Source organism: Streptomyces corynorhini, assembly GCF_003346515.1.
GTDB lineage: Bacteria > Actinomycetota > Actinomycetes > Streptomycetales > Streptomycetaceae > Streptomyces > Streptomyces corynorhini.
In genome coordinates this window covers 12,858-38,529 of record NZ_QQNA01000020.1, presented here as the reverse complement: position 1 = coordinate 38,529, position 25,672 = coordinate 12,858, and the positions used below count along the sequence as shown (strand labels likewise).

The 25,672-nt window shown below is 69.0% G+C and carries 24 protein-coding genes and 4 tRNA genes; 9 read left to right on the top strand and 19 right to left on the bottom strand.

Annotation, left to right across the window (positions count from 1 at the left end; all coding sequences use genetic code 11):
- Nucleotides 1-90 precede the first annotated feature (90 nt).
- The 3 genes from DVH02_RS03660 to DVH02_RS03650 are packed head-to-tail and all read left to right on the top strand — an operon-like array spanning nt 91 to nt 1,514.
- On the top strand, nt 91-987 hold the full coding sequence (locus tag DVH02_RS03660; RefSeq protein ID WP_114622207.1) for a peptidoglycan-binding protein: 897 nt from the start codon (nt 91-93) through the stop codon (nt 985-987).
- Between the two features lie 25 nt (nt 988-1,012).
- Nucleotides 1,013-1,264, top strand: a complete 252-nt coding sequence (locus tag DVH02_RS03655; protein WP_114622210.1) for a hypothetical protein — start codon at nt 1,013-1,015, stop codon at nt 1,262-1,264.
- The gene (locus DVH02_RS03650) at nt 1,251-1,514 is read left to right on the top strand and encodes a hypothetical protein (protein ID WP_114622206.1); all 264 of its coding nucleotides are present in this window, start codon (nt 1,251-1,253) and stop codon (nt 1,512-1,514) included. The genes DVH02_RS03655 and DVH02_RS03650 overlap by 14 nt, the downstream gene beginning before the upstream one ends.
- A gap of 105 nt (nt 1,515-1,619) precedes the next feature.
- On the opposite strand, the gene DVH02_RS03645 is transcribed toward DVH02_RS03650, so the two are convergent.
- The 10 genes from DVH02_RS03645 to DVH02_RS03595 all read right to left on the bottom strand — a co-directional run bounded on the left by DVH02_RS03645 (nt 1,620) and on the right by DVH02_RS03595 (nt 14,961).
- On the bottom strand, nt 1,620-5,534 hold the full coding sequence (locus tag DVH02_RS03645) for a DNA-directed RNA polymerase subunit beta' (protein WP_114622205.1): 3,915 nt from the start codon (nt 5,532-5,534) through the stop codon (nt 1,620-1,622).
- A 125-nt stretch (nt 5,535-5,659) separates the two neighbouring features.
- Nucleotides 5,660-9,142 (bottom strand): DNA-directed RNA polymerase subunit beta, encoded by a 3,483-nt coding sequence (gene rpoB, locus DVH02_RS03640; protein ID WP_114622204.1) that lies wholly within the window; start codon nt 9,140-9,142, stop codon nt 5,660-5,662.
- Between the two features lie 609 nt (nt 9,143-9,751).
- Nucleotides 9,752-10,135, bottom strand: a complete 384-nt coding sequence (gene rplL / locus DVH02_RS03630; RefSeq protein WP_114622203.1) for a 50S ribosomal protein L7/L12 — start codon at nt 10,133-10,135, stop codon at nt 9,752-9,754.
- Between the two features lie 104 nt (nt 10,136-10,239).
- Nucleotides 10,240-10,800 (bottom strand): 50S ribosomal protein L10, encoded by a 561-nt coding sequence (rplJ, locus tag DVH02_RS03625; protein ID WP_114622202.1) that lies wholly within the window; start codon nt 10,798-10,800, stop codon nt 10,240-10,242.
- Nucleotides 10,801-11,057: 257 nt separating this feature from the next.
- Nucleotides 11,058-11,945, bottom strand: a complete 888-nt coding sequence (locus tag DVH02_RS03620; protein ID WP_114622201.1) for a LolA-like protein — start codon at nt 11,943-11,945, stop codon at nt 11,058-11,060.
- A 173-nt stretch (nt 11,946-12,118) separates the two neighbouring features.
- Nucleotides 12,119-12,841 carry a 50S ribosomal protein L1 gene (gene rplA / locus DVH02_RS03615; protein WP_114622200.1) on the bottom strand — a complete coding sequence of 241 codons (723 nt, stop codon included), beginning with the start codon at nt 12,839-12,841 and terminating at the stop codon, nt 12,119-12,121.
- A gap of 85 nt (nt 12,842-12,926) precedes the next feature.
- Nucleotides 12,927-13,361: a 50S ribosomal protein L11 gene (rplK, locus tag DVH02_RS03610; RefSeq protein WP_114622199.1), complete on the bottom strand. Its 435-nt coding sequence runs from the start codon at nt 13,359-13,361 to the stop codon at nt 12,927-12,929.
- Between the two features lie 168 nt (nt 13,362-13,529).
- The gene (gene nusG / locus DVH02_RS03605; protein WP_114622198.1) at nt 13,530-14,423 is read right to left on the bottom strand and encodes a transcription termination/antitermination protein NusG; all 894 of its coding nucleotides are present in this window, start codon (nt 14,421-14,423) and stop codon (nt 13,530-13,532) included.
- 72 nt (nt 14,424-14,495) lie between these two features.
- Complete coding sequence (gene secE, locus DVH02_RS03600) at nt 14,496-14,780, bottom strand: preprotein translocase subunit SecE (protein WP_114622197.1); 285 nt, start codon at nt 14,778-14,780, stop codon at nt 14,496-14,498.
- 108 nt (nt 14,781-14,888) lie between these two features.
- Nucleotides 14,889-14,961: transfer RNA gene (locus tag DVH02_RS03595), tRNA-Trp, on the bottom strand.
- A 191-nt stretch (nt 14,962-15,152) separates the two neighbouring features.
- Between DVH02_RS03595 and DVH02_RS03590 the strand changes: the two genes are divergently transcribed.
- On the top strand, nt 15,153-16,379 hold the full coding sequence (locus tag DVH02_RS03590; RefSeq protein WP_114622196.1) for a pyridoxal phosphate-dependent aminotransferase: 1,227 nt from the start codon (nt 15,153-15,155) through the stop codon (nt 16,377-16,379).
- A gap of 259 nt (nt 16,380-16,638) precedes the next feature.
- Nucleotides 16,639-17,658, top strand: a complete 1,020-nt coding sequence (locus DVH02_RS03585; protein WP_114622195.1) for an adenosine deaminase — start codon at nt 16,639-16,641, stop codon at nt 17,656-17,658.
- An 8-nt stretch (nt 17,659-17,666) separates the two neighbouring features.
- Here DVH02_RS03585 and DVH02_RS03580 read toward each other — a convergent pair whose 3' ends face one another.
- The 6 genes from DVH02_RS03580 to DVH02_RS03555 form a co-directional block, all read right to left on the bottom strand.
- Nucleotides 17,667-18,722, bottom strand: coding sequence for a UDP-N-acetylmuramate dehydrogenase (locus DVH02_RS03580; protein WP_199566153.1), 1,056 nt, complete (start codon nt 18,720-18,722; stop codon nt 17,667-17,669).
- A 101-nt stretch (nt 18,723-18,823) separates the two neighbouring features.
- Complete coding sequence (locus tag DVH02_RS03575; protein ID WP_114622193.1) at nt 18,824-19,252, bottom strand: MaoC family dehydratase; 429 nt, start codon at nt 19,250-19,252, stop codon at nt 18,824-18,826.
- A 5-nt stretch (nt 19,253-19,257) separates the two neighbouring features.
- A complete protein-coding gene (locus DVH02_RS03570) occupies nt 19,258-19,710 on the bottom strand; it encodes a MaoC family dehydratase N-terminal domain-containing protein (RefSeq protein ID WP_114622192.1) in 453 nt (150 codons plus the stop codon).
- 152 nt (nt 19,711-19,862) lie between these two features.
- Nucleotides 19,863-20,027, bottom strand: a complete 165-nt coding sequence (gene rpmG, locus DVH02_RS03565; RefSeq protein ID WP_003956487.1) for a 50S ribosomal protein L33 — start codon at nt 20,025-20,027, stop codon at nt 19,863-19,865.
- A gap of 93 nt (nt 20,028-20,120) precedes the next feature.
- Nucleotides 20,121-20,193: transfer RNA gene (locus DVH02_RS03560), tRNA-Met, on the bottom strand.
- 47 nt (nt 20,194-20,240) lie between these two features.
- A tRNA-Thr gene (locus tag DVH02_RS03555) sits at nt 20,241-20,313 on the bottom strand.
- Between the two features lie 289 nt (nt 20,314-20,602).
- On the opposite strand from DVH02_RS03555, the gene DVH02_RS03550 reads away from it, so the two are divergent.
- Both DVH02_RS03550 and DVH02_RS03545 read left to right on the top strand, forming a co-directional pair.
- A complete protein-coding gene (locus tag DVH02_RS03550) occupies nt 20,603-21,880 on the top strand; it encodes an amidohydrolase family protein (RefSeq protein WP_114622191.1) in 1,278 nt (425 codons plus the stop codon).
- A gap of 34 nt (nt 21,881-21,914) precedes the next feature.
- Entirely contained in the window at nt 21,915-22,577 is a 663-nt protein-coding gene (locus DVH02_RS03545; protein WP_114622190.1) for an SDR family oxidoreductase, read from the top strand.
- 86 nt (nt 22,578-22,663) lie between these two features.
- Here DVH02_RS03545 and DVH02_RS03540 read toward each other — a convergent pair.
- A tRNA-Tyr gene (locus DVH02_RS03540) sits at nt 22,664-22,745 on the bottom strand.
- A gap of 273 nt (nt 22,746-23,018) precedes the next feature.
- Between DVH02_RS03540 and DVH02_RS03535 the strand changes: the two genes are divergently transcribed.
- Nucleotides 23,019-23,507 (top strand): YajQ family cyclic di-GMP-binding protein, encoded by a 489-nt coding sequence (locus tag DVH02_RS03535; RefSeq protein WP_114622189.1) that lies wholly within the window; start codon nt 23,019-23,021, stop codon nt 23,505-23,507.
- Between the two features lie 87 nt (nt 23,508-23,594).
- On the opposite strand, the gene DVH02_RS03530 is transcribed toward DVH02_RS03535, so the two are convergent.
- The gene (locus DVH02_RS03530; protein ID WP_114622188.1) at nt 23,595-23,864 is read right to left on the bottom strand and encodes a GlsB/YeaQ/YmgE family stress response membrane protein; all 270 of its coding nucleotides are present in this window, start codon (nt 23,862-23,864) and stop codon (nt 23,595-23,597) included.
- Between the two features lie 324 nt (nt 23,865-24,188).
- Here DVH02_RS03530 and DVH02_RS03525 point away from each other — a divergent pair, with 324 nt between their 5' ends.
- Nucleotides 24,189-24,590, top strand: coding sequence for a YccF domain-containing protein (locus DVH02_RS03525; protein WP_114622209.1), 402 nt, complete (start codon nt 24,189-24,191; stop codon nt 24,588-24,590).
- A gap of 139 nt (nt 24,591-24,729) precedes the next feature.
- Here DVH02_RS03525 and htpX read toward each other — a convergent pair whose 3' ends face one another.
- Nucleotides 24,730-25,596, bottom strand: coding sequence for a zinc metalloprotease HtpX (gene htpX, locus DVH02_RS03520; RefSeq protein ID WP_114622187.1), 867 nt, complete (start codon nt 25,594-25,596; stop codon nt 24,730-24,732).
- Nucleotides 25,597-25,672 lie beyond the last annotated feature (76 nt).

Genomic DNA, 25,672 nt, shown 5'->3' with positions numbered 1-25,672 from the left:
GCCGGGAACGCGCGAGGCCCCGAACCGGTCACCCCGGTACGGGGCCTCGCGCGTTCCCGGCATCCTCCGGCACCGACGTAAGGACTCTCCATGGCCACCCCGCTCACCGCGGACCGACTGCTCACCGCCCTGCGCGCCGAGGGCGTCGACATCGTCGAACATCCCGGCTGGCGCACCCACAACCGCAACCACAAGGGCGCCTGGGGCCCGTTGAACGGCGTACTGATCCACCACACCGTCACCAGCGGCACCGCGGGCTCCGTCCGCCTCTGCTCCAACGGCTACGCCGCCCTGCCAGGACCGCTGTGCCACGGCGTCATCGACAAGGAGGGCACCGTCCACCTGGTCGGCAACGGCCGCGCCAACCACGCGGGCGGCGGCGACCCCGCCGTACTGCGGCGGGTGATCGCCGAGGACTACGGCGACCGGCCGCCCGCACCGGCATTCCACGACGGCAGCCCGGGTGCCGCCGACGGCAACGCCCGCTTCTACGGTTTCGAGTGCGTCAACCTCGGCGACGGCAAGGACCCCTGGCCGGACGCCCAGCTGGACGCGGTCGAAAGGGTCTCGGCGGCGATCTGCCGCGCCCACGGCTGGAGCGCGAAGGCCGTGATCGGGCACGTCGAGTGGTCCGACCAGAAGATCGACCCGCGCGGCTTCACCATGCCCGCCCTGCGCACCCGGATCGCGAACCGGCTGGCGAAGGGGGCGACGGCGAAGACGCCCACCACCCCGCGCCACCAGCCCTTCCCCGGAGCCTCGTTCTTCACCGCGCGCCCCAGCTCCCCCCTCGTCACCGCGATGGGCCGCCGCCTCGTCGCCGAGGGCTGCTCCGCGTACCGGACCGGCCCAGGACCGCGGTGGACCGAGGCCGACCGGCTCTCGTACGCCGCCTGGCAGCACAAGCTCGGCTTCCGCGGCGCCGACGCGGACGGCTGGCCCGGCCACGCCTCCTGGACCGCGCTGAAGGTCCCGTACACCGTCTGAAGGAGGACCCACCATGGCTCATCCCCTGTCGGAGGCGGCCCGGCGCACCGCGCGCACCGTGCTGCAGAGCGCTGTGGGCGTCGCGGTCGTGCTGCCCTCGATCGTCGACGCCTCCGGGATACCCGCCTCCCTGCCCTGGGTGGCGGGCGCGCTGTCCGTCTCCGCCGCGCTGACCCGGGTCATGGCCCTGCCCGGTGTGCAGTTCCTGCTGCCGCCCTGGCTGCGCGCGGAAGCCCCCGGGCCCGCCACCCGGGGAGCCGCCGATGACCGATCGTGAACCGAACGACCCGGTCGCGGTGGCCGTCGAACTGGAACGGCTGCGCGGCACCCTGGAGGCCGGGTTCGCGCGGGCGGACGGCGCGCTGGCGCTGCTCGTGCAGCGCAGCGACCAGAACGACCGCCAGCTCGCCGATCACGAGGCCCGGCTGGACTCCCTGGAACGCTCCCGCTGGCCGCTGGCCAACATCGCCGCGCTGACGGCGACCTGCGGGCTCGCCGTCGCCGCCTGGGAACTGGCCGTACGGTAACCGTCCGGTGGCCGGTACAGGGGCCGCCCGCCGGGGGCCCGCGGCCCCGGGCACGCCGAAGGGCGGCCACCCCCTGCCGGGGACGGCCGCCCTTCGTCTCACCGCTTACTGGTTGTACGGACCGTAGTCGTAGTCCTCCAGCGGAACGGCCTGGCCGGAGCCCGTGCCGAACGGCGAGTAATCGATGTCGTCGTAGCCGACGGCCGAGTACATCGCGGCCTTGGCCTCCTCGGTCGGCTCGACCCGGATGTTGCGGTAGCGGGACAGGCCCGTACCGGCCGGGATGAGCTTACCGATGATGACGTTCTCCTTGAGGCCGATCAGGGAGTCCGACTTGGCGTTGATCGCCGCGTCGGTGAGGACCCTGGTCGTCTCCTGGAAGGACGCCGCCGACAGCCACGACTCGGTGGCCAGCGACGCCTTGGTGATACCCATCAGCTGCGGACGGCCGGAGGCCGGGTGGCCGCCTTCCGTGACCACACGACGGTTCTCGGTCTCGAACTTCGAGCGCTCCACCAGCTCGCCCGGCAGCAGCTCCGCGTCGCCGGACTCGATGATCGTCACGCGGCGCAGCATCTGCCGGATGATGATCTCGATGTGCTTGTCGTGGATCGACACACCCTGCGAGTTGTAGACCTTCTGGACCTCGCCGACCAGGTGGACCTGGACCGCGCGCTGACCGAGGATCCGCAGCACGTCGTGCGGGTTGGTGGCACCGACGGTGAGCTTCTGGCCCACCTGGACCGGGTCGCCCTCGCCGACCAGCAGACGGGCGCGCTTGGAGATCGGGAACGCCGTCTCCTCGCTGCCGTCGTCCGGGGTGACGACGAGCTTCTTGGTCTTCTCGGTCTCCTCGATCCGGACGCGGCCCGCCGCCTCCGAGATCGGGGCGACACCCTTGGGCGTACGGGCCTCGAACAGCTCGACGACTCGGGGCAGACCCTGGGTGATGTCGTCACCGGCCACACCACCGGTGTGGAAGGTACGCATCGTCAGCTGGGTACCGGGCTCACCGATGGACTGGGCGGCGATGATGCCGACCGCCTCACCGATGTCGACCAGCTTGCCGGTGGCCAGCGAGCGGCCGTAGCAGAAGGCACAGGTGCCGACCGCGGACTCGCAGGTCAGGACCGAACGCGTCTTGACCTCCTCGACCCCGGCGGCCACGACGGCGTCGATCAGGACATCGCCCAGGTCGACGTTGGCCGGCGCGATGACCTTGCCGTCCACGACGACGTCCTCGGCGAGCATCCGCGCGTACACGGACGTCTCGACGTCCTCCGCCTTGCGGAGCACCCCGTCGGCGCCGCGCTCGGCGATCCGCAGCTTCAGACCGCGGTCGGTGCCGCAGTCCTCCTCGCGGATGATGACGTCCTGCGAGACGTCCACCAGACGACGGGTGAGGTAACCCGAGTCGGCGGTACGCAGGGCGGTGTCGGCCAGACCCTTACGGGCACCGTGCGTGGAGATGAAGTACTCCAGCACGGACAGACCTTCACGGAAGGACGCCTTGATGGGACGCGGGATCGTCTCGTTCTTGGCGTTGGACACCAGACCACGCATACCGGCGATCTGACGCATCTGCATCATGTTTCCACGAGCACCCGAGTTGACCATCATGAAGATGGGGTTGGTCTTCGGGAAGTTCGCGTTCATCGCCTCGGCAACCTCGTTGGTCGCCTTGGTCCAGATCGCGATCAGCTCCTGGGTGCGCTCGTCCTTGGTGATCAGACCGCGCTCGTACTGCTTCTGGACCTTCTCGTCCTGCGCCTCGTAGCCCTGGACGATCGCCTTCTTCGCCTCGGGCACGACGACATCGGAGATGGCGACGGTGACACCGGAACGGGTCGCCCAGAAGAAGCCGGCCGCCTTCAGGTTGTCGAGCGTCGCCGCCACGATGACCTTGGGGTAGCGCTCGGCGAGGTCGTTGACGATCTCGGAGAGCTGCTTCTTGCCGACCGAGTAGTCGACGAACGGGTAGTCCTCGGGCAGCAGCTCGTTGAAGAGCGCGCGGCCCAGGGTCGTACGGAGCCGGAACGGGTCGCCCTGCTGCCACGCGACGGCGGTGCCGTCGGTGTCGGCCTCGGCGTCGGCCGGCGGGGTCCAGCCGCGCGGCGGGATGGTGCCCACCGGGAAGCGGATGTCGACCTTCGCCTGGAGCGACAGCTCCCGGTTGTCGAAGGCCATGGTCGCCTCGGCGGTGGAGCCGAAGGACCGGCCCTCGCCCTTGACCTTGCGCTCCTCCTCGTCCGTGGTGAGGAAGAAGAGGCCGAGCACCATGTCCTGGGTGGGCATGGTGACCGGACGGCCGTCGGCCGGCTTGAGGATGTTGTTCGAGGAGAGCATCAGGATGCGCGCCTCGGCCTGCGCCTCCGCGGAGAGCGGCAGGTGCACGGCCATCTGGTCACCGTCGAAGTCCGCGTTGAACGCGGTGCAGACGAGCGGGTGGATCTGGATGGCCTTGCCCTCGACGAGCTGCGGCTCGAACGCCTGGATACCCAGACGGTGCAGGGTGGGCGCACGGTTCAGCAGCACCGGGTGCTCGGCGATGACCTCTTCGAGCACGTCGTACACGACGGTACGGCCGCGCTCGACCATGCGCTTCGCCGACTTGATGTTCTGCGCGTGGTTCAGGTCGACCAGGCGCTTCATCACGAACGGCTTGAACAGCTCCAGCGCCATCGCCTTCGGCAGACCGCACTGGTGCAGCTTGAGCTGCGGACCGACGACGATCACGGAACGGGCCGAGTAGTCGACTCGCTTGCCGAGGAGGTTCTGGCGGAACCGGCCCTGCTTGCCCTTGAGCATGTCGCTCAGGGACTTCAGGGGACGGTTGCCGGGGCCGGTCACCGGGCGACCGCGGCGGCCGTTGTCGAACAGCGCGTCGACGGCCTCCTGGAGCATCCGCTTCTCGTTGTTCACGATGATCTCGGGGGCACCGAGGTCGAGAAGACGCTTGAGGCGGTTGTTCCGGTTGATCACACGGCGGTACAGGTCGTTCAGGTCGGAGGTCGCGAAGCGGCCACCGTCCAGCTGCACCATCGGACGCAGGTCCGGCGGGATGACCGGCACGCAGTCCAGCACCATGCCCTTGGGGCTGTTGCTGGTCTGCAGGAACGCGGAGACGACCTTGAGGCGCTTGAGCGCACGGGTCTTCTTCTGGCCCTTGCCGGTACGGATGATCTCGCGGAGGCGCTCGGCCTCTTCGGCGAGGTCGAAGGACTCCAGGCGCCTCTGCAGCGCGGCGGCGCCCATCGAGCCGTCGAAGTACGTGCCGAAGCGGTCACGCAGCTCGCGGTAGAGCAGCTCGTCGCCCTCCAGGTCCTGGACCTTGAGGTTCTTGAAGCGGCTCCACACCTCGTCGAGGCGGTCGATCTCGCGCTGCGCGCGGTCGCGCAGCTGCTTCATCTCGCGCTCGGCGCCTTCGCGCACCTTGCGGCGCACATCGGCCTTGGCGCCCTCGGCCTCCAGCTCGGCCAGGTCGGTCTCGAGCTTCTTGGCGCGGGCCTCGAGGTCGGAGTCGCGGCGGTTCTCGACCTGCTGACGCTCGACGGAGACGTGCGCCTCCAGCGAGGGCAGGTCGCGCGTCCGGCGCTCCTCGTCCACGAACGTGATCATGTACGCGGCGAAGTAGATGACCTTCTCAAGGTCCTTCGGCGCGAGGTCGAGCAGGTACCCGAGACGCGAGGGCACGCCCTTGAAGTACCAGATGTGGGTGACGGGAGCGGCCAGCTCAATGTGGCCCATCCGCTCACGGCGCACCTTGGCGCGGGTGACTTCGACGCCACAGCGCTCACAGATGATGCCCTTGAAGCGGACACGCTTGTACTTGCCGCAGTAGCACTCCCAGTCCCGGGTCGGACCGAAGATCTTCTCGCAGAAGAGTCCGTCCTTCTCGGGCTTGAGCGTGCGGTAGTTGATGGTCTCCGGCTTCTTCACTTCGCCGTGCGACCAGGTCCGGATGTCGTCCGCGGTGGCAAGGCCGATCCGCAGCTCGTCGAAGAAGTTGACGTCGAGCACTTGTCGTCAATCCCTCTTTCGGGGGTTCGAGCCCCTCGCGTCAGCGAGTAGATGGGGCACTTCAGCAATGGTCTGAACGGGTCCGGGGAGAGCCGGCCGGATACGGGATCCGGCCGGCGAACCCGTCAGACCTCTTCGACGCTGCTCGGCTCGCGCCGGGACAGGTCGATACCGAGCTCCTCCGCCGCGCGGAAGACGTCCTCGTCCGTGTCACGCATCTCGATGGACATGCCGTCCGAGGACAGCACCTCCACGTTGAGGCAGAGCGACTGCATTTCCTTGATGAGCACCTTGAAGGACTCGGGAATGCCGGGCTCGGGGATGTTCTCGCCCTTGACGATGGCCTCGTAGACCTTCACGCGGCCGGTCACGTCGTCGGACTTGATCGTCAGCAGCTCCTGGAGGGCGTAGGCGGCGCCGTACGCTTCCAGCGCCCACACCTCCATCTCACCGAAGCGCTGGCCACCGAACTGGGCCTTACCACCCAGCGGCTGCTGGGTGATCATCGAGTACGGACCGGTCGAGCGGGCGTGCAGCTTGTCGTCGACCAGGTGGTGGAGCTTGAGGATGTACATGTACCCGATCGAGATCGGGTCCGGGAACGGCTCACCGGAGCGGCCGTCGAACATCCGGGCCTTACCGGAGCCCTTGACCATCCGCTCGCCGTCGCGGTTCGGGATCGTGGACTCGAAGAGTCCGGAGATCTCGTCCTCGCGGGCGCCGTCGAAGACCGGTGTGGCGACGTTGGTCCCGGGCGCGACCTCGTCGGCGCCGATGGACTTCAGCCGCTCCATCCACTCCTCGCTGCCCTCGACCTTCCAGCCCTGGCTGGCGAGCCAGCCGAGGTGGATCTCCAGGACCTGTCCCGGGTTCATTCGGGACGGCACGCCGAGCGGGTTGAGGATGATGTCGACCGGGGTGCCGTCCTCCAGGAACGGCATGTCCTCGATCGGCAGGATCTTCGAGATGACGCCCTTGTTGCCGTGACGGCCGGCGAGCTTGTCACCATCGGTGATCTTGCGCTTCTGCGCGACGTACACGCGAACCAGCTGGTTCACGCCCGGCGGCAGCTCGTCGCCCTCCTCGCGGTCGAAGACGCGCACACCGATGACCTTGCCGGTCTCGCCGTGCGGCACCTTCAGCGAGGTGTCACGGACCTCGCGCGCCTTCTCACCGAAGATCGCGCGGAGCAGCCGCTCCTCCGGGGTCAGCTCGGTCTCGCCCTTGGGCGTGACCTTGCCGACCAGGATGTCCCCGGCGTCGACCTCGGCGCCGATGCGGATGATGCCGCGCTCGTCGAGGTCCGCGAGGACCTCTTCGGAGACGTTCGGGATGTCCCGGGTGATCTCCTCGGGGCCGAGCTTGGTGTCCCGGGCGTCGACCTCGTGCTCCTCGATGTGGATCGAGGAGAGGACGTCGTCCTGGACCAGCCGCTGGCTGAGGATGATCGCGTCTTCGTAGTTGTGGCCCTCCCACGGCATGAACGCCACGAGCAGGTTCTTGCCGAGCGCCATCTCACCCTGCTGGGTGGCGGGGCCGTCGGCGAGGACCTGGGACTCCACGACCCGGTCACCCTCGTTGACGATGACCTTCTGGTTGACCGAGGTGCCCTGGTTGGAGCGGGAGAACTTGGCGATGCGGTACGTCGTGTACGTACCGTCGTCGTTGGCGACGGTGATGTAGTCCGCGGAGACCTCCTGGACCACACCCTCCTTCTCCGCCTTGATGACGTCACCGGCGTCGACCGCGCAGCGGTACTCCATGCCGGTGCCGACGAGCGGCGCCTCGGACGTGATCAGCGGCACGGCCTGACGCATCATGTTCGCGCCCATGAGGGCACGGTTGGCGTCGTCGTGCTCCAGGAAGGGGATCATCGCGGTCGCGACCGACACCATCTGTCGCGGCGAGACGTCCATGTAGTCGACGTCGTCGCCCGGGATGTAGTCGACCTCGCCGCCACGGCGGCGGACCAGCACGCGGGGCTCCGTGAACCGCAGGTCCTCGGAGAGCGTGGCGTTGGCCTGCGCGATGACGAAGCGGTCTTCCTCGTCGGCCGTCAGGTAGTCGACGTCGTCGGTGACGACACCGTCGACGACCTTGCGGTACGGCGTCTCGACGAAGCCGAACGCGTTGACCCGGCCGTAGGAGGCGAGCGAGCCGATCAGACCGATGTTCGGGCCTTCGGGGGTCTCGATCGGACACATGCGGCCGTAGTGCGAGGGGTGCACGTCACGGACTTCGAAGCCGGCCCGCTCACGGGACAGACCACCCGGGCCGAGCGCCGAGAGACGGCGCTTGTGGGTCAGACCCGACAGCGGGTTGTTCTGGTCCATGAACTGCGACAGCTGGCTGGTGCCGAAGAACTCCTTGATGGAGGCGACGACCGGCCGGATGTTGATCAGGGTCTGCGGCGTGATCGCCTCGACGTCCTGGGTCGTCATGCGCTCGCGCACGACGCGTTCCATCCTCGCCAGACCCGTACGGACCTGGTTCTGGATCAGCTCGCCGACGTTGCGCAGACGGCGGTTGCCGAAGTGGTCGATGTCGTCGGTCTCGACGACGATCTGGGTGCCGCTCTCGCCGACCGTCTCGGTCTCACCGGCGTGCAGCTTGACCAGGTACTTGATGGTCGCGATGACGTCGTCGGTGGTGAGCACGCCGGCGTCCAGCGGCTCGTCCGCGCCGAGCTTCTTGTTCACCTTGTAGCGGCCGACCTTCGCGAGGTCGTAGCGCTTCGGGTTGAAGTAGAGGTTCTCCAGCAGCGTCTGAGCGGCCTCGCGCGTCGGCGGCTCGCCGGGGCGCAGCTTGCGGTAGATGTCGAGAAGCGCGTCGTCCTGGCCCTGGGTGTGGTCCTTCTCCAGGGTGGCGCGCATGGACTCGTACTCGCCGAACTCCTCGAGGATCTGCTCGGTCGTCCAGCCGAGAGCCTTGAGGAGGACGGTGACGGACTGCTTGCGCTTGCGGTCGATGCGGACACCGACCATGTCGCGCTTGTCGATCTCCATCTCCAGCCAGGCACCCCGGGACGGGATGATCTTGGCGGAGAAGATGTCCTTGTCGGACGTCTTGTCGATGGAGGAGTCGAAGTAGACACCCGGCGAGCGCACCAGCTGGGACACCACGACACGCTCGGTGCCGTTGATGACGAAGGTGCCCTTGTTGGTCATGAGCGGGAAATCACCCATGAAGACCGTCTGGGACTTGATCTCGCCGGTCTCGTTGTTGGTGAACTCGGCGGTGACGAAGAGCGGGGCCGCGAACGTGAAGTCGCGGTCCTTGCACTCGTCGATCGAATTCTTGGAAGGCTCGAAGCGGTGGTCGCGGAAGGTCAGCGACATCGACCCGGAGAAGTCCTCGATCGGGGAGATCTCCTCGAAGATCTCCTCCAGACCCGACTTCCTGGGGACGTCCTGTCCACTCTCGACAGCCGCCTCGACACGAGCCTTCCAGGCGGGGTTGCCGAGCAGCCAGTCGAAGCTCTCGGTCTGGAGCGCCAGAAGGTTCGGAACCTCAAGCGGCTCCCTGATCTTTGCAAAGGAGATGCGCAGCGGGGCAGTGCTTGCGCCGTTGTTCGTATTCGTGGTCGAGGCGTTGCGCGAGGCGGCCAAGAGGGGGTCCTTCCGAGGGCTCGGACTCACTACGCGCGTACCGGTCCCAAGCCGGGCACGGAGAGGGAAGGCCCAGTTCAGGGCCGATCACTCACCGATGCTCTTGCGAGGGGGTGCCCCTGGTGACGGGCAGGGAGCAGCTAACAGGCAGCGCAAAGGGTCAGTGTAGCCACTTGGCACACTGATGTCCAGAGCGGGTTTTCCGACACCCTCGTTTTTCTCAACACCCTTGTCTCAACTGCGTGTGTCCCACGCGCCCGGCCTCGTGTCGTGGGCGCACATCGTTACTGCCCTCTTCGTCATCGATCCATGCCTCGGATCCGGATCGATTGTGACGACGCGTCCTGAGAATTGCGCGCTGCGTGCGGTTCGTCAAGGCCCCCCACCCCGTGGGCGAGGTCACTGGGCGTACGGAAACACGGCGATGATCACGATACTCGCCGCGGGCGGAAGAGCAAGGCACCCCCTGCCGGAACGGCGAAGGGCGACCACCCGACTGGGTGATCGCCCTTCGCGTCAACGCCGCGCCTCTACGGCGCCGGGACCTCCGCCGTCCGCCAGGAGCCCCCTCAGAGGGCCCTCAGCGGCCGGTGGCGGGCCCGCGTGAGGTTACTTGACCTCGACGGAGGCGCCGGCGCCCTTGAGGGACTCGGCGGCCTTGTCAGCGGCCTCCTTGGCGACCTTCTCGAGAACGGGCTTCGGGGCGCCGTCCACGAGGTCCTTGGCCTCCTTGAGGCCCAGGGAGGTCAGCTCGCGCACGACCTTGATGACCTGGATCTTCTTCTCGCCGGCACCCGTGAGGATGACGTCGAACTCGTCCTGGACCTCTTCGGCCTCGACGGCGGCGGCAGCGCCACCGGCGGCGACAGCGGCGACCGGGGCGGCGGCCGTGACGTCGAACTTCTCCTCGAAGGCCTTCACGAAGCCGGAGAGCTCGATGAGGGTCATGTCCTCGAACTGCGCGAGCAGCTCGTCCTGGGTGAGCTTCGCCATGATGGCGGTCCTTCCACTATTCGGCTGGTGCCGTTATGTACAGTTCCGCGGGCGTACCGGCCCGCTGTGGCCGACCGGGTGCGAACACCCGGGACCGAGCGTGATTACTCGGAGTCGGCCTCGACGGGGGCCGGCGTACCGGCACCGTCCTGCTCTTCCTTCTGGGCACGAAGAGCTTCCGCGGTGCGGACGAACTTCGACGGAAGCGCCTGGAAGAGCGCGGCAGCCTGCGACTGCTTGCCCTTCATGGCACCGGCCAGCTTGGAAAGCAGAACCTCACGGGACTCGAGGTCCGCGAGCTTCTTGATCTCATCGGCGGTCAGCGCCTTGCCGTCAAGGACACCGCCCTTGATGATGAGATTCGGGTTGTCCTTGGCGAAGTCACGAAGACCCTTCGCCGACTCCACCGGGTCACCGGTGACGAAGGCAACCGCCGTCGGACCCGCGAACAGGTCGTCCAGCGTGTTGATCCCGGCCTCGTTGGCCGCGATCTTGGTCAGCGTGTTCTTCACCACGGCGTACTGGGCGTTCTCACCGAGAGAACGGCGCAGCTCCTTGAGCTGCGCCACGGTGAGACCCCGGTACTCGGTCAGCACAGCGGCATTCGAGCTGCGGAACTTGTCCGTCAGCTCGGCTACCGCGGCAGCCTTGTCGGGCCTTGCCATGAGCGTCGGCCTCCTTCCGGGTGATGAGGACCGCTCAGAAGGGGCTGGGCAAAACGAAACGCCCCGGCGCAGGCGCACGGGGCGTAGCTCAACCGAATGGAATCCGGGAGCTGTCCACAGTCACCTGCGCAGGTCGTCCGCAGCTAGCGGATCCTTCGGCCACCGCACCCTCTTACGAGCACACGGCAACGACCAGCGGTCTTTGGCTTCTCGGCGATACTACACGCGCGGGCGCACGGCGCGAAATCCGCGGTCCGTCAGCTCGCCTCGGCGCCGTTCATCATCTCGGCGAGGTCGACCACCTCGGAGGCCGGCGGGGCCTTGATCTCGACCGGCTTGTTGTACTCGCCGAACTTGACCGTCATGTCGAGCGGCCCGGACTTCGTGGTCCCCCGGGTACGGAACTGCTTGGTGAGGTCGTCCCCGTCGATCCACATGTCCATCGTGAGCTTGTCGATGCCCATGTCCTCGTACGCCTTGAGGCTCTTCTCGCGCTTCTTCTTCGTCTCCGCGTCGAGGCCCTTCAGCTCCGCCTTCATGGCGCTGAGCGGGAGGGAGCCCGTGTAGTGCGTGGTCTTGACCCCGTCGACGGTCTCCTCGCCGACCTTCTTCAGGTCCTCGGCGAGGGCGAGCGCACCGGACTCCGCGGCCGGGTTGCGGTCCACCTGGCTGGACAGGCCGCCGAGCGGGTTCTCGCCGGTCTCGGCGGTCGCCTTGTCGAAGGAGTCGAAGGGGAACTTGATCCAGCGCTTGCCGTTCATCTCCGGATCGGCCGCGGCGCTGTCACCTCCCATGTACATGCCATCGGAGGTGAGCAGGATCTCGATCTCCTCCTTCTCGCCCTCCGACTCGCCCGTCATCTTCATCCGCATGGCAGGCGGCTTCACGCTCATCGCCACGTCGCCCGAGACGGCCCCCTCTCCCGGGACCTTCCCCTCCATCGTGTAGGAGAGCGAGGTGATCTTCTCGTTCTTGCCGGCGGCCCGCTTGATGGCGGCCACCGGGGTCATCTCGACCGCCGACGAGGAGACGGAAGGCGACGAGGAAGCCGAGTCGGCGGTGTCCGAGGACGAACAGGCCACGGTGGAACAGAGCAGCAAGCCGCCGAGCGCGGTCACCGCGGCGGTCCGGTACATCGAGTTCATGATTCCCCCCACAGGAATGACACAGGTGTTTCAGATGTCCCGTGACTGTACCGCCTGCCTCGGACAGTGCCATCCGGATAACCCCGCGCGGGAACGAGCCGGTCCCCGCACCTCCGGAGAGGTACGGGGACCGGCTGCGTGTCCTGCGGTGCGACCCGCGACTGCCGTCAGTGTCAGACGGCGGCCGGGTCCTCCTCGACGAGGAGGTTACGGGTGCGGTTGGCGTCCAGCGGGATGCCGGGGCCCATCGTGGTGGCCAGCGTGGCCTTCTTGATGTAGCGGCCCTTCGCGGCGGACGGCTTCAGACGGAGGATCTCGTCCAGCGCCGCGGCGTAGTTCTCGACCAGCTTCGTCTCGTCGAAGGAAACCTTGCCGATGATGAAGTGCAGGTTCGAGTGCTTGTCGACGCGGAACTCGATCTTGCCGCCCTTGATGTCGTTGACAGCCTTGGTGACATCGGGGGTGACGGTGCCGGTCTTCGGGTTCGGCATCAGACCACGCGGGCCGAGGACGCGGCCGAGGCGGCCGACCTTGCCCATGAGGTCCGGGGTGGCGACGACGGCGTCGAAGTCCAGACGGCCCTTCGAGACCTCGTCGATCAGTTCGTCGGCGCCGACGATGTCGGCGCCCGCGGCACGCGCGGCCTCGGCGCGGTCACCAGTCGCGAAGACCAGGACCCGGGCGGTCTTGCCGGTGCCGTGCGGGAGGTTCACGGTGCCACGGACCATCTGGTCGGCCTTGCGCGGGTCGACACCCAGACGCATGGCGACCTCGACGGTGCCGTCGAACTTCGTGCTGGTGGTGTCCTTGGCGATACGGACGGCCTCGAGCGGGGCGTAGTTGCGCTCCCGGTCGATCTTGGCCTCCGCGCCACGGAGTGCCTTGCTGCGCTTCACTTCGTCTCCTGGTGGTTCATCGAATGTGGAGTTCGTGGTCCGGACCGCGCATGGTCCTGCCACTGGGTGGTGCTGCCCGGAAGGGTCAGCCCTCGACCGTGACGCCCATGGAACGGGCGGTGCCGGCGATGATCTTCTCGGCGGCGTCCAGGTCGTTGGCGTTGAGGTCGGGCATCTTCGTGGTGGCGATCTCACGCACCTGGTCGCGGGTGAGCTTCGCGACCTTCTTGACGTGCGGCTCGCCGGAGCCCTTGTCCACACCCGCGGCCTTGAGGATCAGCTTCGCGGCCGGCGGCGTCTTGGTGATGAAGGTGAAGGAGCGGTCCTCGTAGACCGTGATCTCCACCGGCACGACCATGCCACGCTGCGACTCGGTCGCGGCGTTGTAGGCCTTGCAGAACTCCATGATGTTGACGCCGTGCTGGCCCAGCGCGGGGCCGACCGGCGGAGCCGGGTTGGCCGCGCCGGCACTGATCTGGAGCTTGATAAGCCCCGTGATCTTCTTCTTCTTGGGAGGCATTGCTCTCTCCGGGTCCAGTTGAGAGTTTTCGGCCGACCGCCCGGTCATCCGGGCGGAGGCATACCGCACAACGATAACGGGTATAGCTGCACGGCTAAAAACCGACAGGTCAGACAGCTGTCGGAGCCTGTCTGACCTGTCGGAAGCTGGCGAGCGGGCGGGCCCGGCTCAGTTCTTCTGGATCTGGTCGAAGCTCAGCTCGACCGGGGTCTCGCGACCGAAGATCTCCACCAGCCCCTTGACCTTCTTCGAGTCCGCGTTGATCTCGTTGATGGTCGCCTGGAGCGTGGCGAACGGACCGTCGGTGACGGTGACCGAGTCGCCGACCTCGAAGTCCAGCACCTGGACCTCGACCTTGCGGGACGGAGCCGGCTTGCCCTCGGCCTCGGCGGCCTCGCGCGCGGCCTTCTCCTCGGCCTCCGGGGCGAGCATCTTGACGATCTCGTCCAGGGTCAGCGGGTACGGGTCGTAGGCGTTGCCCACGAAGCCGGTGACGCCGGGGGTGTTACGGACGACGCCCCAGGACTCGTTCGTCAGATCCATGCGCACCAGGACGTAGCCCGGGAGCTTGTTCTGGCGAACGTTCTTCCGCTCGCCGTTCTTGATCTGGACGATCTCTTCCTCGGGGACCTCGGCCTGGTAGACGAACTCCTCGACGTTCAGCGAGACGGCCCGCTGCTCCAGGTTGGCCTTCACGCGCTTCTCGTAGCCCGCGTAGGTGTGGATCACGTACCACTCGCCGGGCAGACCGCGCAGCTCCTCGCGGAGCGCGGCGACCGGGTCGACAGCGGGAGCCGCCGTCTCGTCCTCGGTGGCCTCGTCGGTCTCCTCGGCCTCGGCGGCGACGTCGGAGTCCTCCGCGTCGGCCTCCTGGGCATCGGCGTCCGTGTCCTCCGCGTCGGCCTCGGTGTGCACAGCGGCTTCCTCGGCCGGCTCGCCCGCGGCGATGTCAGCGGCTTCGGCCTGGTCTGGCTCGACAGCGTCCGCCGCCTCGACGATGCCGGTTTCGTCCTCTCGGGACTCCACCGACTCGCTGGCGTCGTTCAGTTTCGGGTCAGACACGGTGGCTGCTTCTTCCTGGCTCAATGGGTGGAACACGCGAAAGGGGCGCCGCACCGGGCGCCCTTCGCGGGATCAGCCGAAGACGTACTTGATTGCTTGCTGGAAGCCATAGTCAATCACGGTCACCAGACCGATCATGACGACCACGAAGACAATCACGACTGTCGTGTACGTCGTCAGCTGGCTGCGAGTCGGCCAGACGACCTTGCGCAGCTCTGCGACGATCTGGCGGTAGAAGAGCGCGAGACGGCCCAGAGGGCCCTTCTTGCCTCGCTTGCCACCCTTGCGGGGCTTCTTCGACTCGGCGGACTCATCGTCGGCATCAGGCTTGTCGATGGAGCCCACGGCGTCCGTCACGCTCTCTCACCTGATTCCGGGTCGTGACCGTGCCGCGCCCGGGGGAGCCGCACGGCGATGCATTGAATGTACGTACATGCGCACACACCCTGGCGAAGGTGTGTGTAGCAGGGCCGGAGGGACTTGAACCCCCAACCGCTGGTTTTGGAGACCAGTGCTCTACCAATTGAGCTACGACCCTTTGCGTTTTCCCCAACCTACCGCATCCGACCGGGTGCACGGAGTACCCGGTGAGGACCTGGCTGCTGAAGGCCAACGACGAGTGAGTGTACGTGTTCACGGGCCGTGCGTCGAACAGCTTCCGCGGGACGTGCCCTCCGGCCCGTGAAACCCCCGTACCGCCGGGGTACCGGGTCTGGGACCATGGACCCCATGAGCGCTGCAACCCCTCCCACCGAACGCCGGGTCTCCGCGCGCGTCGGCGCGATCTCCGAGTCCGCGACCCTCGCCGTCGACGCCAAGGCCAAGGCACTGAAGGCCGCCGGGCGTCCGGTGATCGGCTTCGGCGCCGGTGAGCCCGACTTCCCGACGCCCGGCTACATCGTCGAGGCCGCCGTCGATGCCTGCCGCACCCCCAAGTACCACCGGTACACCCCGGCCGGCGGGCTTCCCGAGCTGAAGGCCGCCATCGTCGCCAAGACGGAGCGGGACTCCGGCTACGTGATCGAGCCGGCCCAGGTCCTGGTGACCAACGGCGGCAAGCAGGCGATCTACGAGGCGTTCGCGGCGCTCCTCGACCCGGGCGACGAGGTGATCGTCCCGGCGCCGTACTGGACCACGTACCCGGAGTCGATCCGGCTGGCCGGCGGCGTGCCGGTGGAGGTCGTGGCCGACGAGACCACGGGCTACCGGGTCTCCGTCGAGCAGCTGGAGGCGGCCCGTACGGAGCGCACGAAGGTCGTGCTCTTCGTCTCCCCGTCCAACCCGACCGGCGCCGTCTACAGCGCGGCCGACACCGAGGCGATCGGCCGCTGGGCCGTCGAGCACGGGCTGTGGGTGCTGACGGACGAGATCTACGAGCACCTCGTCTACGGCGACGCCGCCTTCACCTCGCTGCCCTCGGTCGTCCCGGAGCTGCGCGACCAGTGCGTCGTGGTCAACGGGGTGGCCAAGACCTACGCCATGACCGGCTGGCGGGTGGGGTGGATCGTCGGCCCCAAGGACATCGTCAAGGCCGCGACCAACCTCCAGTCGCACGCCACCTCCAACGTCTCGAACGTCGCGCAGGTCGCCGCGCTCGCCGCGCTCACCGGCGACCTCGCCGCCGTCGCCGAGATGCGGACCGCCTTCGACCGGCGCCGCCGCACGATCGTGCGCCTGCTCAACGAGATCGACGGCGTGGTCTGCCCGGAGCCCGAGGGCGCCTTCTACGTGTACCCGTCGGTGAAGGGCCTGCTCGGCAAGGAGATCCGCGGCACGCGCCCGCGGACCTCGGTCGAGCTGGCCGCGCTGATCCTGGACGAGGCCGAGGTAGCGGTCGTCCCGGGCGAGGCGTTCGGTACGCCGGGCTACCTGCGGCTGTCGTACGCGCTGGGCGACGAGGACCTGGCCGAGGGCGTCGGGCGGATGCAGAAGCTGCTGGGCGAGGCCCAGGACTGACGGCTCACTTGGCCCAGGACTGACGGCTCACTTGAACGTGTAAGCGGGTCCCCGGTCGAGCCGGGGACCCGCTTACACGTTCAGGCAAGCGCTCGTTCGGTGAATCCGGCTGCCTGCGCATAGATCCATACGGCAGGATCTATGGGTGACTCCTCCCCCTGGGGGCTTCTCACTCGACCGCGTACAGCGGCGTCATGACGGACAAGCCCTGCCCGGCGCCTCAAGGCACAGAGCGGAGCGTAACAGTTACGGAGGGTGCATGGCTTCGGTTCGCGATCTCAGCCTGCTGCCCAAGGCTCATCTGCATCTGCACTTCACCGGCTCGATGCGGTCCACCACCCTGCTGGAACTCGCCGACAAGTACGGCGTCCACCTCCCCGACGCGCTCACCGGCGGCGAACCGCCCAAGCTGCGCGCCACCGACGAGCGCGGCTGGTTCCGCTTCCAGCGGCTGTACGACATCGCCCGGTCCTGTCTGCGCTCGCCCGAGGACATCCAGCGGCTGGTGCGCGAGGCCGCCGAGGAGGACGTGCGGGACGGGTCCGGCTGGCTGGAGATCCAGGTCGACCCCACCTCGTACGCCCCGCACCTGGGCGGGCTGATCCCCGCCATGGAGGTCATCCTGGACGCCGTGGACGCGGCCTCCCGGGAGACCGGCCTCGGCATGCGCGTCCTGGTCGCGGCCAACCGGATGAAGCATCCACTGGAGGCCAGGACGCTGGCCCGGCTCGCGGTGCGCTACGCGGACCGGGGCGTCGTCGGCTTCGGGCTCTCCAACGACGAGCGCCGCGGCATGGCCAGGGACTTCGACCGGGCCTTCGCGATCGCCAGGGACGGCGGGCTGCTGGCCGCGCCGCACGGCGGCGAGCTGACCGGGCCCGCGTCCGTGCGGGACTGCCTGGACGATCTGAGCGCCTCCCGGATCGGGCACGGCGTACGGGCCGCCGAGGACCCCGGGCTGCTGCGCAGGCTCGCCGAGCGCGGGGTGACCTGCGAGGTCTGCCCGGCGTCGAATGTCGCGCTGGGCGTCTACGAGAAGCCGGAGGACGTTCCGCTGCGGAAGCTGTTCGACGCCGGGGTCCCGATGGCGCTGGGCGCGGACGACCCGCTGCTGTTCGGCTCCCGGCTGGCCGCCCAGTACGAGCTGGCCCGGCGGCACCAGGACTTCACCGACGCCGAACTGGCCGAGCTGGCGCGGCAGTCCGTACGGGCTTCCGCAGCGCCCGCGGATGTGCGGGACAAGCTGCTCGCGGGCGTCGACGCCTGGCTGGCCGGGTAGGGCGTCCGCTACAGGCTGACGCCCACCGTCACCGGCTCGTTGACCAGGGTGATCCCGAAGGCGGCGTGCACCCCGGCGACCACCTCGCGGGCCAGCGCGAGCAGGTCCTCGGTGCTCGCCGCGCCCCGGTTGGTCAGGGCGAGGGTGTGCTTGGTGGAGATCCGGGCCGGGCCCGTGCCGTACCCCTTGCTGAAGCCGGCCCTGTCGATCAGCCAGGCGGCGGAGGTCTTCGTACGCCCCTCCCCCTCGGGGAATCCCGGCGGCGTCACGTCCTCGCCCAGCCTGGCCCGCGCGCGGGCGACGAAGGCGGCGTACCGCTCGTCGGTGAGGATCGGGTTGGTGAAGAAGGAGCCGGCCGACCAGGTGTCGTGGTCCTCGGGATCGAGCACCATGCCCTTGCCCGCGCGCAGCCTCAGCACGGTGTCACGCGCGGTGGCGGCGGCCACCCGCTCGCCGGGCGCGACGCCGAGGGCGCGGGCGGTCTCGGCGTACTTCAGCGGGGCGGAGAGGCCGCCCGCGTCCTCCAGGCCAAAGCGGACGCGGAGCACGACCCAGCGGTCCGGGTGCTGCTTGAAGCGGCTGTGCCGGTAGGCGAAGCCGCAGTCGGCGTTGGTGAGGGTGACGCGCTCGCGGGCGACGCGGTCGTAGGCGACGACCTCCGTGATGGTGCGGGAGACCTCCTGGCCGTACGCGCCGACGTTCTGGATCGGGGTGGCGCCCGCCGAGCCGGGGATCCCGGCGAGGCACTCGACACCCGCGAGGCCCGCCTCGACCGTACGGGCCACCGCGTCGCTCCAGACCTCACCGGCGGCCAGCTCCAGGGCGGTCCCTTCGAGGGCGAAGCCCTTGGTCGCGATGCGCAGGGCGGTGCCGTCGAAGCCCTTGTCCCCGATGATCAGATTGCTGCCGCCGCCGATGATCAGCAGCGGGGTGGCGGAGTCGTCCGCCTCGCGCACGGCGGCGACCACTTCCTCGTCCGTGGTGGCCGTGACCAGGCGGGCCGCGGGGCCGCCGAGGCGGAAGGTGGTCAGGGGGGCGAGGGGGGCATCGTGGAGTTCCTGCACGGGGACAAGAGTACGGTCCGGTCCCACGCGCAGGACCGCGCGTCGGGCCGGACCGTACGACGGGTCGGCGCTTTCGGCCCTCCGGTCCGCTCGGCGGACCGTCAGCCGAGCCGGACGACGGCGCGGGACATGCCCAGCACCTTCTGCCCCGCGCTCATGGCCGTCAGATCCACCCGGACCCTGCCCTCGTCCAGCTTCGCCGCGACCTTGGCGCTGACCTCGACCAGCGCGCCCTCGTCGTCGTTCGGCACCACGACGGGCCGGGTGAAGCGGACGCCGTACTCGACGACGGCCCCCGGGTCGCCCGCCCAGTCGGTGACCACCCGGATCGCCTCGGCCATGGTGAACATGCCGTGCGCGATGACGTCGGGGAGCCCGACCTCCTTGGCGAACTTCTCGTTCCAGTGGATCGGGTTGAAGTCCCCGGAGGCGCCCGCGTACCGCACCAGCGTCGCGCGGGTGACGGGGAAGCTCTGCGCGGGCAGCTCCGTACCGACCTCGACGTCGTCGTAACCGATCTTCGCGGTCATCGCTCTCACGCCCCCTCGGTGGCGCGCGCCACCAGCTTGGTCCACGCGCTCACGACATGGGCGCCGGACTCGTCGTGCACATCGCCGCGGACATCGATGATGTCGTTCCCCGCGAGGGACTTGATCGCCTCGATGGTCGAGGTGACGGTCAGCCGGTCCCCCGCCCGTACGGGACGCGTGTAGGCGAACTTCTGGTCGCCGTGGACCACGCGGCTGTAGTCGAGACCCAGCTGCGGGTCGGCGATCACCACCCCCGCGGCCTTGAACGTGATCGCGAACACGAAGGTCGGCGGGGCGATCAGATCGGTGTGCCCGAGCGCCTTCGCGGCCTCCGGATCGCTGTACGCCGGATTGGGGTCCCCCACCGCCTCGGCGAACTCGCGGATCTTCTCCCGGCCGACCTCGTACGGCGCGGTGGGCGGATAGCTCCGCCCCACGAAGGACTGATCGAGCGCCACGACTCGCTCCCTCCAGATGTACCTGACGTGATGTCCCCGATTCCGGGGACCACAAGAATGCACGTACGTACGGCCCCGGCGAGCACGCCCCCGGTACGACAACGACGCGAGGCCGTCCCCACAGGGGGGACGGCCTCGTGTACGAGCCTGATTCAGCGCGTTTCGCGGTGCGCGGTGTGCGAGTTGCAGCGCGGGCAGTGCTTCTTCATCTCAAGACGGTCCGGGTTGTTACGCCGGTTCTTCTTGGTGATGTAGTTCCGCTCCTTGCACTCCACGCAGGCCAGCGTGATCTTCGGGCGGACGTCGGTGGCAGCCACGTGAGTGCTCCTTGGACGGACAACGGATGAACGGATGAACGCATAAAAGAGTAGCCGATCGAAGGACCGACCCCACAATCGGCTACTTTTTTGTAGCGGTGACCGGACTTGAACCGGTGACACAGCGATTATGAGCCGCTTGCTCTACCGACTGAGCTACACCGCTTCGACGTTGGATCACCTCGCCCGGAGGCGAGGATCACCCAACATCTGAGCCCCAATACGGAATCGAACCGTAGACCTTCTCCTTACCATGGAGACGCTCTACCGACTGAGCTATTGGGGCGAGCGATGAAGACATTACACGGTCGGCTGCCGATCGCCCAAATCCGTTTCCACGCCCGCTTCCGTGCGGCTCGCCCCAGTTGTCCCGGTGGGGCGCCCGTGTCACGGAGCCCGGCGGGGCGCGGCGTCCGGTGCGGTGCGTCGCACGGGGTCCAAGCGGCGGCGGGGTGGTTTCCTGTGGGCACTCCGGCAACGCGGCGAGGTGCCGGGCCGGGCGTTCCGGGCACGGCACGCGCCTCGCCGCGCGAGCACGTCCACCGGGCCGGACACACCCCTCGACCAGGAGCGCGATGCCCGACAGCCAACCGCAGCCGTCCGACGGCGCCACGGCCGGCACCACCGCGCTCGTCCTGTGCGGCGCCCGGCTCGCCGACGGCAGGACCGTCGACGTACGGCTCGGCGCGGGCCGCGTCGAGGCGGTCGGCACGGCCGGCAGCCTCGCCGCCCACGGCACCCGCGTCGACCTCGCGGGCTATCTGCTGCTGCCCGCGCCCGCCGAGCCGCACGCCCACGCGGACACCGCGCTGACCGCGCTCGCCGCCGGGGACGGGCCCGCCTCCGACGCGCCGGAGGAGGTGCAGCGGCGGGCCACCGAGGCCACGCTGCTCCAGCTGGGGCACGGCGCGACCGCGCTGCGTTCCCACGTACGGATCGGGGACGCGCGGCAGCTGGGGCGGATGGAGGCGGTGCTCCGGGCGCGCCGCTCGCTGCGCGGGCTCGCGGATCTGACCACCGTGGCCGTGCCCCGGCTGCTGACCGGGGTCGCGGGAGCGGACGGGCTGGCGATGCTGCGCGACGCGGTGAAGATGGGCGCGGGGGCGGTGGGCGGCTGCCCCGATCTCGACCCCGATCCTGCGGGCTACGTGGAGGCGGTGCTCACGGTCGCGGACGAGCACGGCTGCCCCGTGGACCTGCATGTGGAGGGCGACGATCCGGCCCGGCTGGCGCGGCTGGCGGCGATGGCGGGCGCCCTGCGCCAGAGCGTGGCGCTGGGGCCGTGCGCGGGGCTGGCCCGGCTGCCCGCCGAGGTCGCGTCCCGCGCGGCGGACGGGCTCGCGGCGGCGGGCGTGAGCGTCGTCTGCCTGCCGCAGGGGGCGTGCGGCGGTATGGAGCGGTCGGGTGATCCGGGCCGTGCCCCGGCGCCGGGCGCGGAGCGCGGTGTCGCGCCCGTACGGCTGCTGCGGTCGGCCGGTGTGCGGGTGGCGGCGGGCAGCGGCGCGCTGCGGGACCTGTCGAACCCGGTGGGGCGCGGGGATCCCCTGGAGTCGGCGTACCTGCTGGCCTCGCGGGGCGGGCTGCGCGCGGTGGAGGCGTACGACACGGTGAGCGGGGCGGCGCGGGCCGCGATGGGGCTGGCCGAGGTCCGGGTGGAGGCGGGGTTCCCGGCCGAGCTGCTGGCCGTGCGCGGGGAGGACGTCGAGGGCGCGCTGTCGCTCGCGTACAGCCGGATCGTCATCCACCGGGGCCGGGTGGTGGCCAGGACGAGCGCGGTGCGGGAGTACTGCGACTCGGCGGCGGCCGTCGCCCTGGAGCTGCCGCGACAGGGCCGGTCGGACCTCGGCGCGTGAGCCGTGCGGGCCGTCGCGGCGTACGGTCGTGACCATGCGAATCGTGATTGCTGGAGGACATGGTCAGATCGCGCTGCGGCTGGAGCGACGGCTCGCCGCGCGCGGACACGGGGTCGCGGGGATCATCCGCGACCCGGGACAGGCGGACGAGCTGCGGGCCTCGGGCGCCGAACCGGTCGTTCTGGACCTGGAGTCGGCCTCGGTGGAGCAGGTCGCCGAGGCCCTGGAGGGCACGGACGCGGCGGTCTTCGCTGCGGGCGCGGGCGGCGGCAGCGGCGTGGCGCGCAAGGAGACGGTGGACCGGGGCGCGGCGGTCCTCTTCGCGGATGCGGCGGAGCGCGCGGGGGTGCGCCGGTTCGTGGTCGTCTCCTCGATGGGCGCCGACCCGGACCACGAGGGCGACGAGGTCTTCGACGCGTACCAGCGCGCGAAGGGCGCGGCGGACGCGTACGTACGGTCAAGGACCGCGCTCGACTGGACGATTCTGCGGCCGGGACGGCTGACGGACGACGCGGGCACCGGTCTTGTCGCGCTGGCGGAGTCAACGGGGTACGGGGCGGTGCCCCGTGACGATGTGGCGGCTGTCCTGGTGGAGCTGCTGGAGACTCCGGAGACGGCCGGGCTGACGCTGGAGCTGATCGGCGGGACGGTACCGGCGGAGGAGGCGACGAAGGCCCTCGCCGAGGGCCGCGCCTGACCGGAGCGCCGGGCTCCGCCCGGTGCGGACATACGAAGACGGCCCCCGATCCACGTGTCTGTGGGTCGGGGGCCGTCCGTATCGCGTGGCGGCGCCAGGATTCGAACCTGGGAAGGCTAAGCCGGCGGATTTACAGTCCGCTCCCATTGGCCACTCGGGCACACCGCCATGGGATATCGCTGCCGTTCGGATCTCCGCCGACGGGCGGTGCTCCTTGGCAACGACGTAAACAATACCCGATGCCCGGGGGTGCTCCGCCACTGGATTGACCGGCGCCGGGCGTTCCGGGTCCGGCGAGGGCCGCCCGGACAGGGCCTAGGCTTTGCGCCAGCGGTCGGCGGTGTCCGGCCGCGCGGCGAGCATGCGCCGAGCGCCCCCTCCGCCGGCATCCCGCAGCACTCCACAGCACCCCACAGCACCGATGACAAGGAGCCACAGGACATGGCCGACTCCAGTTTCGACATCGTCTCGAAGGTCGAGCGGCAGGAGGTCGACAACGCCCTCAATCAGGCCGCGAAGGAAATCTCGCAGCGCTACGACTTCAAGAACGTCGGCGCCTCGATCGACTGGTCCGGCGAGAAGATCCTGATGCAGGCGAACTCGGAGGAGCGCGTCTCGGCGATCCTCGACGTCTTCCAGTCCAAGCTGATCAAGCGCGGTATCTCACTGAAGGCGCTGGACGCCGGGGAGCCGCAGCCGTCCGGCAAGGAGTACAAGATCTTCGCCTCGATCGAGGAAGGCATCTCCCAGGACAACGCCAAGAAGGTCGCGAAGTTCATCCGCGACGAGGGCCCCAAGGGCATCAAGGCCCAGGTCCAGGGTGACGAGCTGCGGGTCAGCTCCAAGAGCCGTGACGACCTGCAGACCGTGATCACCCTGCTCAAGGGCCAGGATTTCGACTTCGCGCTGCAATTCGTCAACTACCGGTGACCAGGGCGGTACGGGGACGGAGCGGGCGAACCGCCGCCGTTCCCGTACCCCCGGCGTGCGGCCGACCGCTCCGTACGTTCGCGCCGGTCAGCGGGATCGCGAGTGGCCGAAGAGGATCCGGTACGCGATCAGCAGGATGAGCGCTCCGCCGATGGCCGCGCCCCAGGTGGCGGCGTCGAAGAAGTTCGCGTTGATGGGGTGGTCGAGCCACCGGGACGACACCCAGCCGCCGATGAAGGCTCCCGCGATGCCGATGAGGGTGGTGCCGATGATCCCGCCGGGGTCCCGGCCGGGGAGCAGGATCTTGGCGATGGCTCCGGCGAGGAGTCCGAGAATGATCCAACCGATGATGCTCATGCTCTGAGCCCTGCCTTTCGTGCTGTGTGACCGGGAAGACGCCCTGGAGAGGTACGACGGTTGCGCAAATCGGCAACCAAAGACGGCGCGCACCGGAACGCACGGGAACCGCGGCCGCGATGCTTGCCCCACCGATGATCGATCGGCTACCCCGCTTCCGGGTACACACACGCGGTGGACGGCGGGTTCAGGGAGAAGACCGGGTTCGGGAGGAGGCGGGCTCAGGGAGGAACCAGGGTTCTCCCCTGTTTCGTCTCATGAGGTCAAGGCCGGATAATTGGCTTGAGCGGCGGATCCGGGCGAACTCGCGGAAGGCAAATGATCATGAAGCTCATCGAGCTGATCCTCAACATCCTGTGGCTGGTGTTCTGCGGGATCTGGATGGCGATCGGCTATGTCATCGCGGCGGTCGTCTGCTTCGTCCTGATCGTGACGATCCCGTTCGGTGTCGCGTCCCTGCGCATCGCCGGCTATGTCCTGTGGCCCTTCGGACGCACCACGGTCGAGCGGCGCGACGCCGGGGCGCCCTCGTTCGTCGGGAACATCATCTGGGTGGTCTTCGCGGGCTGGTGGCTGGCCCTAGGCCACCTGCTCACCAGCATCCCGCTGTTCATCTCGATCATCGGCATCCCGTTCGGCTGGGCGAACCTGAAGCTCATCCCCATCTCGCTGATGCCGCTGGGCCGCGAAGTCGTCCCGACGGACGCGCGCTTCGGGGCCCGCTGACCCGCGCCCGCCGACCGAGCGGACCACCCGGACGGGCCGACCTGACCGACCGGACCGGCGGACCTGACCGACCGACCTGACCGGTCGGACCGGCCGACCGGACGCGCCGACCGGGCCGGCGGGGGCTTGTCGACCGGCGTCACGGCCGGTGGTGGCCGCCGGCCATCCGCTCCAGCCGGGCGATGCGCTCCGCCATCGGCGGATGCGTGGAGAACAGCTTCGAGACCTCGCCTGGCCGGAACGGGTTGGCGATCATCATGTGGCTCGCGGTCTCGATCCGGGGCTCGGGCGGCAGCGGAAGCTGCCGCGTCCCCGCCTCCAGTTTGCGCAGCGCGCTCGCCAGGGCGAGCGGGTCGCCGGTGAGCTGCGCTCCGGAGGCGTCCGCCTCGTACTCGCGCGAGCGGCTCACCGCCAACTGGATGACGGAGGCCGCGAGGGGGCCCAGGATCATGATGAGCAGCATGCCGAAGATGCCGGGGCCGTCATCGTCGTCGGAGCGGCCGATGGGGACGAGCCAGGCGAAGTTCACCAGGAACATGACCACGGAGGCGAGCGCCCCGGCGACCGAGGAGATCAGGATGTCGCGGTTGTAGACGTGGCTCAGCTCGTGTCCGAGGACGCCGCGCAGCTCGCGCTCGTCGAGGATCCGCAGGATCCCGTCCGTGCAGCAGACCGCGGCGTTGCGCGGATTGCGGCCGGTGGCGAACGCGTTGGGCGCCTGGGTGGGTGAGATGTAGAGCCGGGGCATCGGCCGGCGGGCGGCCGTCGAGAGTTCGCGGACGATCCGGTAGAGCTGCGGCGCCTCGAACTCGCTGACGGGACGGGCGCGCATGGCGCGCAGAGCCAGCTTGTCGCTGTTCCAGTAGGAGTACGCGTTGGTGCCGAGCGCCACGACGAGCGCGATGATCAGTCCCGTTCGGCCGAAGAAGCTGCCGATCGCGATGATGAGCGCTGAGAGTCCTCCGAGGAGGACGGCGGTCTTCAGCCCGTTGTGCCGGCGGTGCACGGTACGCCCTCCAAGTGGTACGGCAGGGGAACCCTTCGCTGGATCCTGCCCGGCCGGTCTTCGCCGGGTGGACAGG